We start from the raw sequence: 14,447 nt of genomic DNA on the forward strand, positions 1-14,447 counted from the left end.
TCATGACCGTATTTCACCGCAACGAAATGAAGGAGCCGCTGCCCGAAAGCCTGAAGGGCGGCGTCGTCGCGATCGGCAATTTCGATGGCGTCCATCGCGGCCATCGCAGCGTGCTCGATCGTGCGCTGGAGCTTGCCGCCAGCCGCGGCGTGCCAGCACTCGTTCTGACCTTCGAGCCGCATCCGCGCACCGTCTTCAAGCCCGACCAGCCTGTCTTCCGGCTGACGCCGGCGCCACTCAAGGCACGGCTCTTGGAAGCGATGGGGTTCCGCTCGGTCATCGAGTACCCGTTCGATCGCGACTTCGCGACCCGTTCGGCCGAGGATTTCGTGAAGACGATCCTGACCGACTGGCTGGGCGCAAGCGCCGTCGTCACGGGCTTCGATTTCCATTTCGGCAAGGGCCGTGAAGGCGGACCGGCCTTCCTGATGACGGCCGGAGATCGTCACGGCTTCACCGTGTCGCTGGTGGATGCCTTTCGCGATGAAAACGCAGAAGTCGTCTCGTCGAGCCGCATCCGCGATCTGATCGCCGAAGGAGACGTCGTGGCTGCCGCAGGTCTGCTCGGCTATCGCTATACGGTCGAGGCAGAGGTGATCGGCGGCGAACAGCTCGGCCGCCAGCTCGGCTATCCCACCGCGAACATGAAGCTTGCACCTGAAACGGAACTGAAACCCGGCATCTACGCCGTGCGCTTCAGACGAGCCGACGGCACGCTTCACGACGGCGTCGCAAGCTACGGCCGCCGCCCGACGGTGACGGAAGACGGCGCGCCGCTTCTCGAAACCTTTCTGTTCGATTTCTCCGGAAACCTTTACGGCGAAATCTGCTCGGTCTCCTTCTTCGGCTACCTGCGCCCCGAACTCAAATTCGACGGCCTCGACCCCCTGGTCGCCCAGATGAAAAACGACGAGGCAGAGGCGAGGGCACTGCTGTCAGGCGTAAAGCCGCTCGGCGAGCTGGACATGAAGATCGCGTTTTAGGCTTTAGAGGCGCCTGTCCGACCCGGCGTCTTTCAGAATGGCATTCGCTGTGTGGCGGCTGAGAAGAGTGCGGGGTACGAGAATTATCTTCCCCGTCGCCTTCGATTGCCACTTTTCGTGAGAGCCCTTGGCATTCGTCAGGTAAACATAGCCGAGTTCTGAAATGATCGAGCGGACGGTCTTGTAAAAACCGTCCACCATCAGGCGGCCGCCGTCATCTCGGCGGGCCGTTGCCAGAGAATTGCCGGGATGAGGTCCTTCACCGGCGTCTGTGCCAGATCCTCTGCGGATATATGATTGGCAACGATGAGATCGATGGCTGCATCGAAGATGACGTCTTCAAAAGAATCCACGTCGGGCGCCTCGATATGAAGGCCCTCGATGTCGCTCTCCGAATAGAAGACCCTGGCTTCTTCATCCCAGACAGCTTTGATAAAGAATGTTCTCTTCACGGTGTCTACTCTGAAGGTCTGCGGTTTCCCGAAAACCATATATCTGTCATCAGTAGTCCGCAACGCAGGAATGATATCCCATGGCAACTCCACCCCGCAGGCCCGTAAACCCGATGGAAGCGGCCGAAGCGCTGTTCAAGCCGGTCAAGAAACCCGCTGCTCCGGCAGTGGAACGACGCGCCGCTCCTCAGGCAAAGGAACTCGTGTCCCTGAAGCTCGACAGCGCCGTGATCGAATATTTCCAGGACGACGGCCCCGGCTGGCAGGATCGCATCAACGATGCCTTGGTGGCGGTGATGAAGGCGAACCCGAAGGATTAACGGTCCTAGCCCGAAAAACTTTCGCCCGCGGTCAGTTCGCCGCGAGCAATGTCTGCCTTCTTCTGCAGAAATGCGAGATAATCCGGAGCCATCTTCTGCTGCAGGATATAGTCCTGCATCAGGCCCAGCAGAACTTTCGATGGCGATTGATTGGCAGCCTCGGCAGCTTCCATGAACTCGTCATGCAGCGACCGATCGATCTGCAGTGTCAACGAAGCGTCTTTCGTCATCGGCGTTACCTCTCAGGCTGGAAGATACACGCTGTCCGAATTGCCAACAAGCGCGCAGGACGGGCTACCGTTTTGCCCCTTCCTTTCACCCGAAAAACACCGTAATAACCGCCCCCATGACAGATTTCCGGCGGGCCAGGATCATGGCCGCGATGATCATACGAATTATCGGCCCGGCCTTCCGCGCGGCTTGAACAGTCGGCCGGAGGGTCCGGGTTTTCGGCGCTTCCAGGAGCGCTTCTGCCACCGAATTCATCCGCATGCGCCCCTGTCCCGGCGCCAGAGACGATAGCCAATATGACCGATACAGTGACTGAAAAGCTCGATTACTCGAAGACCCTCTATCTGCCCGAGACCGAGTTTCCGATGCGGGCAGGCCTGCCGCAGAAAGAGCCGGAAACCGTTGCCCGCTGGCGCGAGATGGACCTATACAAGAAGCTGCGCACCTCCGCCGCCGGTCGCGAAAAATTCGTGCTGCACGATGGCCCTCCTTACGCCAACGGCAACATCCATATCGGCCATGCGCTGAACAAGATCCTCAAGGACGTCATCACCCGCTCGTTCCAGATGCGCGGCTATGATGCGAACTACGTTCCCGGCTGGGATTGCCACGGTCTGCCGATCGAGTGGAAGATCGAGGAAGAGAATTACCGCGCCAAGGGCAAGGCCAAGCCCGACCTGAAGCAGCCGGACGCGATGATCGAGTTCCGCAAGGAATGCCGCGCCTATGCGCAGAAGTGGATCGCCATCCAGGCCGAAGAATTCAAGCGCCTCGGCATCGTCGGCGATTTCGACAAACCCTACCTGACCATGGATTTCCATTCGGAAAGCCGGATCGCCGGCGAACTTCTGAAGATCGCCATGAGCGGCCAGCTCTATCGCGGCTCGAAGCCGATCATGTGGTCGGTGGTCGAGCGCACGGCGCTTGCCGAAGCCGAGGTGGAATACCACGACTACGAGAGCGACACGATCTGGGTGAAGTTCCCGGTGACAACTGCTGCCTTTGGGACTGGCGGCCAGTGGGTTGGCGACGAGGATCTACAGAAACTTGCCGAGGATGACTTAGCGATAAAGAAAGACCTGCGCGACGCGCATGTCGTCATCTGGACGACCACCCCTTGGACCATCCCGGGCAACCGTGCCGTCGCTTACTCGCCAAAGGTTGCTTACGGCCTTTATGAGGTGACGGAAGCCACCAATGAGTTTGGTCCGCAGCCGGGCGAAAAGCTAATTTTTGCTGACTCGCTGGCTGAAGAATCGGCAACGAAGGCCAAGCTTTCCCTTAAAAAGTTGCGCGGCGTTTCCGCTGCTCACCTCGCTGCGATGACGCTCTCTCATCCCCTCAAGGATCTCGGCTACGACTTCGCCGTCCCACTCCTCGCCGGCGACCACGTCACCGATGATGCCGGTACCGGTTTTGTCCACACCGCCCCATCCCACGGCCGCGAGGACTTTGAGGCCTGGATGTCCAGCGTCAAGGAACTCGAAGCCCGCGGCATCGATCCGCGCATCCCGTTCCCGGTCGATGATAGCGGCACCTACACGACCGACGCCCCCGGTTTCGAGGGTGCTCGCGTCATGGATGACAACGGCAAGAAGGGCGATGCCAACGATCGCGTCATCAAGGCGCTGATCGAACGCAAAGCGCTGTTTGCCCGTGGCCGCCTGAAGCACTCCTATCCGCATTCGTGGCGCTCCAAGAAGCCGATCATCTTCCGCAATACGCCGCAGTGGTTCGTCTATATGGACAAGGACCTCGCGGACGGAACGACGCTTCGCACCCGTGCGCTGACCGCCATCGACGATACCCGCTTCGTGCCCGCCGCCGGCCAGAACCGCCTGCGCGCCATGATCGAGCAGCGCCCGGATTGGGTCCTGTCGCGCCAGCGCGCCTGGGGCGTCCCGATCTGCGTGTTTGCCGATGAGGAAGGCAATGTCCTGCAGGATGAAGAGGTCAATGCCCGCATCCTGGAAGCCTTCGACGCCGAAGGGGCCGATGCCTGGTTTGCCGAAGGCGCCAAGGAACGCTTCCTCGGCAATGCCCATGACGGCGCCAAGTGGACGCAGGTCATGGATATCCTCGACGTCTGGTTCGATTCAGGCTCGACGCACACGTTTACCCTCGAAGACCGTCCGGACCTGAAATGGCCGGCCGACGTCTATCTCGAAGGCTCCGACCAGCATCGCGGCTGGTTCCATTCGTCGCTTCTGGAATCGGCCGCCACCCGCGGCCGCGCGCCCTATGACACGGTCGTCACCCATGGTTTCACCATGGATGAGAAGGGCCAGAAAATGTCGAAGTCGCTCGGCAATGTCGTGGCGCCTCAGGACGTCATGAAGGATGCCGGCGCCGATATCCTGCGCCTGTGGGTCATGACCACCGATTACTGGGAAGACCAGCGCCTCGGCAAGACGATCATCCAGACCAATGTCGATGCTTACAGAAAGCTGCGCAACACCATTCGCTGGATGCTCGGCACGCTGGCCCACGACGACGGCGAAGAGATCGCTTATGCCGAGCTCCCGGAACTTGAAAAGCTCATGCTGCATCGGCTGTCCGAACTCGATGAAGTCGTGCGCACCGGTTACGATGCGTTCGAATTCAAGAAGATCGCCCGCGCACTGATCGATTTTAGCAATATCGAACTGTCGGCCTTCTACTTCGACATCCGCAAGGATGCGCTCTATTGCGACGCTCCGTCGTCGCTGCGCCGACGCGCCTCGCTTGCGGTCATCCGCAAGATCTTCGAATGCACGGTCACGTGGCTTGCACCCATGCTGCCCTTCACCACGGAAGAGGCGTGGCTGTCCCTGAAGCCCGATGCCGTCTCCGTGCATCTGGAACAGTTCCCGGATGTGCCTGCCGAGTGGAAGAACGATGCGGTTGCCGAGAAATGGGCAAAGATCCGCAAGGTTCGCTCTGTCGTCACAGGCGCGCTGGAAATCGAGCGCAAGGACAAGCGCATCGGGTCGTCGCTTGAAGCCGCTCCCGTCGTCCATGTCGCCGATGCCGAGCTTTTGAAGGCGCTGGAAGGACTGGATTTCGAAGAGACCTGCATCACGTCCGCGATCACGATCGTGGCAGACGAAGGCCCGCAGACGGCGTTCCGTCTGGCGGAAGTGTCCGGCGTGTCGGTTGAGCCGAAGCCTGCTGACGGCGTCAAATGCGCCCGCTCGTGGCGGGTGACGACGGATGTCGGGTCAGATCCCGCCTGGCCGGATGTTTCGGCCCGCGATGCGGCTGCATTGACAGAACTGGCCAAGCTTGGCCGGCTCTGATGGCTTGCAGATTACCGGATGATTGCGCTTGGCCGCGTCATCCGGTATTCCTGCCTGAAATTGGCCGGAATGTTCCGGCACGAGATGACTTCCGGTTTTGAAGGCGTCAGGACGGGCGCCGATGGTAGGGGTTTGATGAAAACGACTTATGCGTTTCGTGCCGCGATCGGTGCGGTTGGCATGCTGGCTGCAACCGTGTCTCTTTCCGGCTGCATGGGCGGCCCGACCTATGGCACCGACAAGACGGCAATGGCCCAGCTCGGCGACGATCTTGGAGCAGCTGTCGCTCTCGGCAGCGCCCGCGATGAAGAGAAAGAAAAGCTGCGCTACAATCCTCGCCCGACGCTGGTCGTTGCCGGCAAGGGTCAGAGCAGTCTTCCTGCACCCCAGCAGTCGCTCGCCAACCGCGAAAGCAACCCGAACTGGGTTGAATCTCCGGAAGAGACCCGTGCGCGCCTGCGTCTGGAAGCCAAGGAAAACGAAGGCAACAACAATTACCGTTCGCCGCTGATGGCCGGTCGTGGCCAGGGCGGTCAGATGACCGAAACGGAAAAATGGGAAGCCTTCCGCAAGGCCAAGCAGGATGTCGAAACGGTCAACATGGGCTCGCGCCGCCGTTCCCTGTCCGAGCCGCCGGCTGAATTCCGTGCCGCCGATGCCGCAACGCTTCAGGATCTCGGAGAACCCGAGAACGAGAAGGAGCGCCGTCGCAAGAAGGAAGCGCAGAGCGCAACCCAGGCGTCGAACAGCAGCTGGTGGAAGCCCTTCCAGTAAGACCTTGTCTTGCCTAATCCCGGCGTGAGCGAAAGAAGCCTGTCAGAATGTCGGCGGCTTCCCGCTCTCCGAGCCCGGAATAGACGTCCGGCGCGTGATGGCAGCTCGGTTGTGCAAAGAAACGCACGCCATTTTCCACAGCGCCCCCCTTCGGATCTCCCGCGCCGTAATACAGCCGGCGAATTCGCGCGAACGAAATCGCCGCCGCACACATGGTGCATGGTTCCAGCGTCACGTAAAGATCGGCACCACTAAGCCGTTCCTGGCCGAGAACCCCGGCCGCAGCCCGGATAACCGCAATCTCGGCATGCGCCGTCACGTCGTTCTTGGTGCGGGTCAGGTTGCCGGATCTGGCGATAATCTGGCCGTCCATGACCAGCACGGCACCCACGGGAACTTCGCCCTGTGCCGCTGCAAGCCTGGCTTCTGTGAGTGCGGCATCCATGAAACCGTCGCTCTTGGGCATTTCCGCGATTTCCTCTTAACCCGGCTCGCATGAACTGGTAGGAAGCATTCAACACGAAGCGCGCTGTGCGCGTGTTTCATCACCATCCACGAACACGAATGTCCGGTTCGTTTCCGTAGACATCATGCTTCAGGCAAACAACAAATGACTTCAAAAGACAAGCCGAAGCGCGGCGAAGCCAAAACCTTCATCCGCGAGATCAAGCCGAAATCTGCAGATGCTGCAGCCGGCAAGACAAAGACGGGGACGGGCTTCAAGAAACGGGCGCCCGCAAAGCCCGGTTCCGACGCGCCCCGCTCAGAACGTCCGCGCTCCGTTGCGCCGCGCGCTGAAAAGCCCCGTGGCGAAAACGCTGCCGCCGACAAGCCGGCAAAGCCGATGCGCCGTCAGGCAGCCTCTGCCGAAACGGCAGCGTCGGATGGCAAGCCCGAGCGCATTTCCAAGATCCTCGCCCGCGTCGGCGTGGCGTCCCGCCGCGATATCGAGCGGATGATCATGGATGGCCGTGTGTCGCTCAACGGCAAGGTTCTCGATACGCCTGTCGTCAACGTCACCTTCGACGATGCGATCGAGGTGGATGGCGTGCCGATCCGCGGTGTCGAGCGCACGCGCCTGTGGCTCTACCACAAGCCCGGCGGCCTGGTGACGACGAATTCCGATCCGGAAGGACGTCCGACCGTGTTTGAAAACCTGCCCGGCGAACTGCCGCGGGTTCTCTCCATCGGCCGTCTCGACATCAATACCGAAGGCCTGCTGCTTCTGACCAACGACGGCGGTCTGTCGCGCGTGCTGGAACTTCCGACCACCGGCTGGCTGCGTCGCTACCGCGTCCGCGCCCATGGCGAGGTGGATCAGGAAGCGCTCGACAAGCTGAAGGACGGCATTGCCGTCGATGGCGTTCTCTACGGCTCGATCGAAGCCACGCTCGACCGTTCGCAGGGCCGCAACGTCTGGATCACCATGGGTCTTCGCGAAGGCAAGAACCGCGAGATCAAGAACGTCCTCGGCGCGCTCGGGCTTGAAGTCAACCGCCTGATCCGTATCTCCTACGGCCCGTTCCAGCTCGGTGACCTGCCGGAAGGCGAGGTCATGGAAGTGCGCGGCCGCACGCTGCGCGACCAGCTCGGTCCGCGCCTGATCGAAGAAGCGAAGGCGAATTTCGACGCGCCGATCTACAACGAAACGCCTGCCGCTGCTGAAGACGAGAAGCCGGCGCGCTCCTCCCGCTCCGAATGGTCGAGCCCGGCGGATCGCCCGGCACGTCCTCGCGACGAGGACAGACGCGAGCGCTCGCTCGGCCGTCTCGATACCAAGGCGACCGAACGCAAGTTCTCCGAAAAGCCGGCCGGCAAATTCGGCGCAAAGCCCGAGGGCAAGTTCGGCGCAAAGCCAGGCTTCAAGTCCAACGACCGTGATCTCGGCGACGAAAAGCCGAAGAAGCGTCCGCCGATGGGCACCAGCCGCACCGCCAATGTCTGGATGGCGCCGGGTGCGCGTCCAAACGCCGACGGCAGCGTCCGGGCGGTTTCCGCTCGTGCCCAGGCAGAGCAGCTGTTCAGGAAACAGGTGCCGGAAAATGACCGCCGCGTGATCGTGAAGCGCGCCGATGACGACGCCGACTGGATCCGTGCGGATTCTCCGCCGGAGCCGGAAAAGGGCGAATTCGGCGCCAAGCGTTCCTTCGGTGACAAGCCGCGCGGCGACAAACCCCGCGGCGATAAGCCGAGAAGCGACAGACCCCGCAGCGATAGCCCCCGCGGTGACAGCCCGAGAGGCGAGCGCTCCTTCGGCGACCGCAAGCCGCGCGAAAGCGGCGATCGTGCCTATGGCGACAAGCCCCGCGGCGAGCGTTCGTTTGGGGATCGTCCTTCCCGTGGTGACCGCCCGACAGGTGACCGCCCGACCGGCGACCGTCGCCCACGTCAGGATGGCGACCGTCCCGCCCGTGCTTTCAACGCCGGCGAGGGCCGTTCCGATCGTCCGCGCTCGGATCGCCCTTATGGCGACAGGCCGGCGCGCGGTGATCGCCCCACCGGTGACCGCCCAACGCGTGACCGCCCGACTGGTGACCGTCGCCCGCGCGAGGATGGTGATCGTCCAGCCCGCTCGTTCAGTGCTGGAGAAGGTCGTCCCGATCGTCCGCGCTCGGATCGTCCGTTCGGTGACAAGCCCGCGTTCGGCGATAAGCCCAGAGGTGCACGGCCTGCCGGCAAATCCTTCGGTGGCAAGCCGAGCGGTGGTAAGCCAAGCTTTGGCGGTAAGCCGTCCGGTGGCAAGCCTTCGGGTGGCCGTCCCTCGGGTGGCAAGCCAGGCGGACGTCCGGCTGGCGCTCGATCAGGCGGCCCAGGTGGAAAACCGCGGACCCCGAGAGGCTGATCCGTGCGCATCGTAGGGGGTGAATTCCGCGGCCGCACGCTCGCCACGCCGAAAACCAGCGCGATCCGGCCGACCATCGACCGGACGCGCGAAAGCCTGTTCAACATCATCGGCCATGTCTATCCGCAGGCGCTGGATGGCACGCGGGTGATCGATCTTTTCGCCGGCACCGGTGCCGTCGGACTGGAAGCCGTCTCGCGCGGCTGTCGTCATGCGCTGTTCGTCGAAAACGGTGTCGAAGGTCGCGGTCTCCTGTGGGAGAACATCGACGCTTTCGGCCTGCATGGCCGCGCCCGCATCCTGCGCCGCGATGCCACCAAGCTCGGCCCGGTCGGTACGCTGGAACCCTACAACTTCCTCTTCGCCGATCCGCCTTATGGTCAGAAGCTGGGTGAGGGGGCTCTGTTTGCCGCCCATGTCGGCGGCTGGCTGGTGCCCGGCGCACTCGCGATTCTCGAAGAACGCGCCGATGTGACGGTTGAAGTCGATCCGGCCTACAAGCTGCTCGAAAGCCGAACATTCGGCGATACGCGGATGGATTTCTTCCGCTACGAGCCGGCCTGAGCAAAGGCGGGAGGCGATCCATGAACACGAGGCTGACCCTTGCTGATCATGAGACTGCGGATCGCCCTGGCGGCAAGAAGGGCGATCTGCGCTACGCGGTCGCCTTCGGCGGCGGCGGCGCACGCGGCATTTCCCATATCCATGTCATTGAAGCGCTGGACGAACTCGGCATCCGGCCGGTAGCAATTTCCGGCTCTTCGATCGGCGCGATCATGGGTGCCGCCATGGCATCGGGCATGTCGGGCCGCGAGATTCGCGACTATACCGTCGAGACCGTCGGCAACCGCGGCTCGCTGGTGAACCGGCTCTGGGGCCTTGGCCCGTCCACGATGCGCGATGCACTCGGCGGCTTTCGCTTCGGTCACTTCAATCTGGAGCCGATCCTCGAGGCCTTCCTGCCGAGCCAGATCCCGCAGGATTTTGCCGATCTCGTCATACCCTTGAAGATCTCCGCCACCGATTATTATGGCCAGGCGGAGGTGATCCTCGAGACGGGCAATCTGCGCAAGGCGATCGCGGCCTCTGCCGCCATTCCCGGCCTGTTCATGCCGGTCAGGGTCAACAACCGCATCATGATCGATGGCGGCGTCTTCAATCCCGTCCCTTACGAGCAGTTGATGGATCTCGCCGACGTGGTGATCGGCATCGATGTGGTCGGCGCGCCGGAAGGCGATGGCCTGCATCCACCCAACCGCTTCGACAGCCTGTTCGGCGCAAGCCAGCTCACCATGCAGGCCAGCATCGCCCTCAAGCTGAAACTCAATCCGCCGCACATCTTCCTGCGTCCCAGCGTCAATCGCTTCGGCGTAATGGATTTCTACAAGGCGCGCGACATCCTCGAAGCCTCAGAAGGCACAAGAGAAGAGCTGAAGCGTGCGATCGAGGCTCTGGAAAGGGCTGCCTGATCACCACTTGCCGATCGAAACACCGGAAGCCTTTTCCTCCGGGCTTTTGCCGGTGCGTTTCGGCTTGATCAGCGGCTCGGGGCGAACGGGACTGTTGAAGAGCATCTCGCGGCCGGCGCCCAAACCCTGCACGGCCTGGACCTGCAGCCGTTCCTCGTCGCGACGGCGGATATCGTCGCCGATCTCGGAGGCGGCAGCCTCGCTCATGCCGAGCGCTTCCAGCGTCCGTCGCCCAAACAGCAGCCCGGACTCCAGCGTTTCGCGCAACTCGTATTCGACGTTCTTTTCGCGCAGCGCCAGCGAATGAACCCGGTCGTAGGACCGCACGAACAGGCGCACATCGGGAAATTCCGACGCAATCAGGTCGACGATCCGGTCCGTCGTTTCCCGTTTCTGGGTTGCTACGACGACGATCTTCGTCTTCTCGATACCGGACGCGATCAGAACGTCCTTGCGGGCACCGTCGCCGAAATAGATCCGGAAGCCGAAATTGGCCGCCTGCCGGATACGCTCCGGACTGTCGTCGATGACAGTCACGGAACTGCCGCCGGCAAGCAGGATCTGCGCCGCGATCTGGCCGAAACGGGAAAAGCCGATCATCAGCACATCGGCTCCGGCGCCTTCGAAATCCTCCTCCAGATGTTCGCGCGTCTCGCTCTTCTGCAGGCGCCTAGCAAGCGCAGAGCCAAGCGGCGTCAGCGCCATCGACAGCGTCACGCCGGCAATCAGAAGCGAAGCGGTGGCGGAAGAGAGGAGGCCCGCCGCGGTCGCGGTGGTAAACAGCACGAAGCCGAACTCGCCACCCTGCGGCAACAGGAACGCGATCTTCAGCGCGTCATTGGGCGGCGAACCCCACAGACGCGAGAGAGCGTAGACCACGGCCGCCTTCACGCCCATGAACACGGCAACGGCCGGGATCAGGAAGGCAAGGTTTTCGAAGATCACCTGGACTTCGAGCGAAAGCCCGACAGCGACGAAGAACAGCGCCAGAAGCAGGCCGCGGAAGGGTTCGATATCCGCTTCCAGCTCGTGCCGATAGGAGGATTCCGCCAGCATGACGCCGGAGAGGAAAGCACCCATCGCCATCGACAGACCGACGGCCTGCATCGCAGCCGCCGAACCGAGCACGACGAGAAGGGCGGCGGCAATCATCACCTCGCGGGCACCGCTGCTGGCAATGATCTGGAACATCGGTGTCAGCAGGTACTTGCCGGCAACCACCATGGCGCCCACGGCAGCGACAGCGATTGCAAAGTCCAGCATCGGGGTGGCGGCAGCCTCGCTCGTGCCGGGTGCCAGGATTGTGATCAACGCCAGAAGCGGCACGATCGCGAGATCCTGGAACAAGAGAACGGAGAAGGAGCGCTGGCCGTAGCGGCTGTTCATCTCACCTGTGTCATTGAGGATCTGCAGCGCAAAGGCGGTGGACGACAGGGCAAGCCCGAAGCCGATCATCAGGCTGCCGCGCCAGTCCGCCATCGCCGACAGGTAGGCGAAACCGCTCAGGATGCCACCCGATATCGCCACCTGCGCCGGCCCAAGCCCGAACACATCGGCCCGCATCTGCCACAGACGCGAGGGTTTCAGCTCCAGCCCGATGACGAAGAGCAGGAACACGACGCCGAATTCGGCGACATGTAGCACTTCCTGCGTATCGGTCACCTGTTGCAGCACCGGACCGATCAGGATGCCGGCCGCGAGATATCCAAGCACGGTGCCAAGACCGAGCCTGCGAAACAGCGGGGCGGCGATCACCGCACCGGCAAGCAGCATCAACATTTCGGTAAAGTGGGAGCCGTTTGCAGTCATGGGGCACTTTCGGGTCGGGAATGCGGAAGGTCAACCGGGGAATCGGAGCGCTGCCCTTGATGCTTTGGTCGGTGCACAATAAATGGGGTGCAAACGAAAGGCTTGCAAACATGACCTCGCAAATCGATTCCGCCTCCCTTCTGGCGCGTGCCGGCGAACTGATCGATCTGGCCAAGGCGGCGGGCGCCGACAAGGCGGATGCGGTGGTCGTCCGCTCCCGCTCCAGTTCCGTCAGCGTCCGGCTCGGAAAGGTGGAAGGAACCGAATCGTCGGAAAGCGACGATTTCTCGCTGCGTGTCTTCGTCGGCAACAAGGTTGCAAGCGTTTCCGCCAATCCGGGTTTCGATCTGAAGGTGCTGGCCGAACGCGCAGTCGCCATGGCAAAGGTCTCGCCCGAGGATCCCTTCGCCTGCCTCGCGGATGAAAAGGACCTTGCGAGAGATTACCCCGATCTCGACCTGTTCGATCCGACCGAAGTCTCCGCCGATACGATGCGCGACGTGGCGCTCGAGATGGAACAGGCGGCCCTCGATGTCGCAGGCGTCACCAATTCGTCGGGATCCGGCGCCTCTGCCGGCATGGGCGGAATGGTTCTCGTTACTTCGCACGGATTTTCCGGCGCCTATATGGCCAGCCGCTTCGGCCGCTCCGTCAGCGTCATCGCCGGCGAGGGCACGAAGATGGAGCGCGACTACGATTTCGACAGCCGTCTGTTTGCAGCCGATCTCGACGATCCGAAGCTGATCGGCCGGCGTGCCGGCGAGCGGGTGGTCAAGCGCATCAATCCGCGCCAGGTCGATACCGGCAGCAATGTCACCGTGGTCTTCGATCCGCGCATCGCGCGCGGCTTTGTCAGCCATATCGCCGGCGCCATCAACGGCGGATCGGTTGCCCGCAAGACATCCTTCCTGCGCGACAAGATGGGCCAGCAGGTGCTGAAACCAGGCCTCAATATCACCGACGATCCTTTGATCGTGCGCGGTTCCTCCTCGCGCCCCTTCGATGGCGAGGGTGTGAAGGGCGAGCGTCTCGTGATGATCGAGGACGGCGTGCTGAACCATTGGTTCCTCTCTACCTCGACCGGCCGCGAGATCGGGTTCCCGACCAATGGCCGCGGCGTGCGCGGCGGCACGTCGGTCACCCCGGCCTCCACGAACCTCGCGCTGGAACCGGGCGATATTTCGCCCAAAGACCTGATCCGCCAGATCGGCACCGGTTTCTACATCACCGAACTGATCGGCCAGGGCGTGAACATGATCACCGGCGAGTATTCGCGCGGCGCGACCGGCTTCTGGATCGAGAACGGCGAGCTTGCCTATCCGGTGTCCGAAGTGACGATCGCCTCCAACCTGAAGGACATGTTCATGCGGATGACGCCGGCAAACGATATCGACCGCAAGTTCGGCACAGCCTCACCGACGATCGCCATCGAAGGCATGACCCTGGCAGGAAGCTGACCGATGGATGGTGCGGAGGGTCAGTGGCTTGAGGATCTTGACCTGATCCGGGATGCCGCCCGTCAGGCCGGCGAGATCGCGCATGGCTTTTTCGGCCAGTCGCCGGAAGTCTGGTGGAAAAACGAGGGCTCGTCGCCCGTCAGTGCCGCAGACTTTGCGGCAAACGACATTCTCCAGAGCCTGCTTCTGACCGCCCGTCCCAATTACGGCTGGCTCTCGGAAGAAACGGATGACGACGACGCCAGGCTTTCACTCGACACGCTGTTCGTGGTGGATCCGATCGACGGCACCCGCGCCTTCATCAATGGCGAAAAGACCTGGTGCGTCTCGGTCGCCGTCGTCCATCACGGCCGACCCGTGGCGGGTGTTCTGGTCGCGCCGGCGCTCGGCGAGGAGTTCTTTGCCGTCAAGGGCGGTCAGGCGATCCGCAACGGTGCGCCGATCTCTGTTACCAAGGATGATCATGATAAGCTTGTGATCGCTGCCGATGAAAACCTTGTGAAGAAATTTGATCTGCCGTTCCGCAGCCATGTCGAACGCCATCGGCATATCCCGTCGCTCGCCTACCGGCTGGCGATGGTCGCGGACGGACGCCTCGATGGCACCGTCGTCAAGCGCAACTCGCATGACTGGGATCTCGCCGCCGCCGACCTTATCCTGGAATGCGCAGGCGGCCGGTTGACCGACCTTGCGGGAAGCCCGCTCACCTACAACCGGCGGCAGGTCCGCCACGAGATGCTGGTGGCTGGCGCAGAGCATGCACTGGAACGGCTATTGCCGCAGATCCAGCGATTTCCGGCCGCTTGACCTTTGTGGCGTAATGCCGCAGATG

At 62.4% G+C, this 14,447-nt stretch carries 14 protein-coding genes; 9 read left to right on the forward strand and 5 right to left on the reverse strand.

The window, feature by feature from the left end; genetic code table 11:
* The first annotated feature begins 2 nt into the window (after positions 1 to 2).
* A complete protein-coding gene (locus J3A65_RS21380; RefSeq protein ID WP_209903276.1) occupies positions 3 to 983 on the forward strand; it encodes a bifunctional riboflavin kinase/FAD synthetase in 981 nt (326 codons plus the stop codon).
* A gap of 3 nt (positions 984 to 986) precedes the next feature.
* Here the strand turns inward: J3A65_RS21380 and J3A65_RS21385 are convergent, their stop codons facing one another.
* Complete coding sequence (locus tag J3A65_RS21385) at positions 987 to 1,184, reverse strand: type II toxin-antitoxin system HicA family toxin (protein WP_113109550.1); 198 nt, start codon at positions 1,182 to 1,184, stop codon at positions 987 to 989.
* Positions 1,184 to 1,435: a DUF1902 domain-containing protein gene (locus J3A65_RS21390; protein ID WP_162728240.1), complete on the reverse strand. Its 252-nt coding sequence runs from the start codon at positions 1,433 to 1,435 to the stop codon at positions 1,184 to 1,186. Before J3A65_RS21390 ends, J3A65_RS21385 begins: the two co-directional genes overlap by 1 nt.
* Before the next feature lie 80 nt (positions 1,436 to 1,515).
* Here J3A65_RS21390 and J3A65_RS21395 point away from each other — a divergent pair, with 80 nt between their 5' ends.
* Positions 1,516 to 1,755, forward strand: a complete 240-nt coding sequence (locus J3A65_RS21395) for a BrnA antitoxin family protein (RefSeq protein ID WP_092661361.1) — start codon at positions 1,516 to 1,518, stop codon at positions 1,753 to 1,755.
* 5 nt (positions 1,756 to 1,760) lie between these two features.
* Here J3A65_RS21395 and J3A65_RS21400 read toward each other — a convergent pair whose 3' ends face one another.
* Entirely contained in the window at positions 1,761 to 1,985 is a 225-nt protein-coding gene (locus J3A65_RS21400) for a hypothetical protein (protein ID WP_113109552.1), read from the reverse strand.
* Positions 1,986 to 2,282: 297 nt separating this feature from the next.
* Here J3A65_RS21400 and ileS point away from each other — a divergent pair, with 297 nt between their 5' ends.
* Together ileS and J3A65_RS21410 are read left to right on the forward strand one after the other, a co-directional pair.
* Complete coding sequence (gene ileS, locus J3A65_RS21405; protein WP_209903278.1) at positions 2,283 to 5,264, forward strand: isoleucine--tRNA ligase; 2,982 nt, start codon at positions 2,283 to 2,285, stop codon at positions 5,262 to 5,264.
* A gap of 135 nt (positions 5,265 to 5,399) precedes the next feature.
* Positions 5,400 to 6,038, forward strand: a complete 639-nt coding sequence (locus J3A65_RS21410; protein ID WP_092662408.1) for a hypothetical protein — start codon at positions 5,400 to 5,402, stop codon at positions 6,036 to 6,038.
* 13 nt (positions 6,039 to 6,051) lie between these two features.
* On the opposite strand, the gene J3A65_RS21415 is transcribed toward J3A65_RS21410, so the two are convergent.
* Positions 6,052 to 6,504 carry a nucleoside deaminase gene (locus J3A65_RS21415; protein ID WP_062453707.1) on the reverse strand — a complete coding sequence of 151 codons (453 nt, stop codon included), beginning with the start codon at positions 6,502 to 6,504 and terminating at the stop codon, positions 6,052 to 6,054.
* A gap of 144 nt (positions 6,505 to 6,648) precedes the next feature.
* Between J3A65_RS21415 and J3A65_RS21420 the strand changes: the two genes are divergently transcribed.
* Genes J3A65_RS21420 through J3A65_RS21430 form a run of 3 tightly spaced genes read left to right on the forward strand, consistent with a single transcriptional unit; the run spans position 6,649 to position 10,349 of the window.
* Positions 6,649 to 8,880 carry a pseudouridine synthase gene (locus J3A65_RS21420; protein ID WP_209903280.1) on the forward strand — a complete coding sequence of 744 codons (2,232 nt, stop codon included), beginning with the start codon at positions 6,649 to 6,651 and terminating at the stop codon, positions 8,878 to 8,880.
* Positions 8,881 to 8,883: 3 nt separating this feature from the next.
* Positions 8,884 to 9,444 (forward strand): 16S rRNA (guanine(966)-N(2))-methyltransferase RsmD, encoded by a 561-nt coding sequence (gene rsmD, locus J3A65_RS21425; RefSeq protein ID WP_113109555.1) that lies wholly within the window; start codon positions 8,884 to 8,886, stop codon positions 9,442 to 9,444.
* Positions 9,445 to 9,464: 20 nt separating this feature from the next.
* Positions 9,465 to 10,349 (forward strand): patatin-like phospholipase family protein, encoded by an 885-nt coding sequence (locus J3A65_RS21430; protein WP_209903282.1) that lies wholly within the window; start codon positions 9,465 to 9,467, stop codon positions 10,347 to 10,349.
* On the opposite strand, the gene J3A65_RS21435 is transcribed toward J3A65_RS21430, so the two are convergent.
* Positions 10,350 to 12,158: a monovalent cation:proton antiporter-2 (CPA2) family protein gene (locus J3A65_RS21435; RefSeq protein ID WP_209903294.1), complete on the reverse strand. Its 1,809-nt coding sequence runs from the start codon at positions 12,156 to 12,158 to the stop codon at positions 10,350 to 10,352.
* 110 nt (positions 12,159 to 12,268) lie between these two features.
* On the opposite strand from J3A65_RS21435, the gene J3A65_RS21440 reads away from it, so the two are divergent.
* Complete coding sequence (locus J3A65_RS21440) at positions 12,269 to 13,615, forward strand: TldD/PmbA family protein (protein WP_209903297.1); 1,347 nt, start codon at positions 12,269 to 12,271, stop codon at positions 13,613 to 13,615.
* 3 nt (positions 13,616 to 13,618) lie between these two features.
* Positions 13,619 to 14,422, forward strand: a complete 804-nt coding sequence (locus J3A65_RS21445; protein WP_209903299.1) for a 3'(2'),5'-bisphosphate nucleotidase CysQ — start codon at positions 13,619 to 13,621, stop codon at positions 14,420 to 14,422.
* Positions 14,423 to 14,447: the final 25 nt, after the last annotated feature.

This window comes from Rhizobium sp. PvP014, from assembly GCF_017876855.1.
Lineage (GTDB): Bacteria > Pseudomonadota > Alphaproteobacteria > Rhizobiales > Rhizobiaceae > Neorhizobium > Neorhizobium soli.

Coding starts and splice junctions, on each gene's coding strand:
- J3A65_RS21380 (WP_209903276.1), top strand. CDS start 3: ATGACCGTATTTCACCGCAACGAAATGAAGGAGCCGCTGCCCGAAAGC.
- J3A65_RS21385 (WP_113109550.1), bottom strand. CDS start 1,184: ATGGTGGACGGTTTTTACAAGACCGTCCGCTCGATCATTTCAGAACTC.
- J3A65_RS21395 (WP_092661361.1), top strand. CDS start 1,516: ATGGCAACTCCACCCCGCAGGCCCGTAAACCCGATGGAAGCGGCCGAA.
- J3A65_RS21400 (WP_113109552.1), bottom strand. CDS start 1,985: ATGACGAAAGACGCTTCGTTGACACTGCAGATCGATCGGTCGCTGCAT.
- ileS (WP_209903278.1), top strand. CDS start 2,283: ATGACCGATACAGTGACTGAAAAGCTCGATTACTCGAAGACCCTCTAT.
- J3A65_RS21410 (WP_092662408.1), top strand. CDS start 5,400: ATGAAAACGACTTATGCGTTTCGTGCCGCGATCGGTGCGGTTGGCATG.
- J3A65_RS21415 (WP_062453707.1), bottom strand. CDS start 6,504: ATGCCCAAGAGCGACGGTTTCATGGATGCCGCACTCACAGAAGCCAGG.
- J3A65_RS21420 (WP_209903280.1), top strand. CDS start 6,649: ATGACTTCAAAAGACAAGCCGAAGCGCGGCGAAGCCAAAACCTTCATC.
- J3A65_RS21430 (WP_209903282.1), top strand. CDS start 9,465: ATGAACACGAGGCTGACCCTTGCTGATCATGAGACTGCGGATCGCCCT.
- J3A65_RS21435 (WP_209903294.1), bottom strand. CDS start 12,158: ATGACTGCAAACGGCTCCCACTTTACCGAAATGTTGATGCTGCTTGCC.
- J3A65_RS21440 (WP_209903297.1), top strand. CDS start 12,269: ATGACCTCGCAAATCGATTCCGCCTCCCTTCTGGCGCGTGCCGGCGAA.
- J3A65_RS21445 (WP_209903299.1), top strand. CDS start 13,619: ATGGATGGTGCGGAGGGTCAGTGGCTTGAGGATCTTGACCTGATCCGG.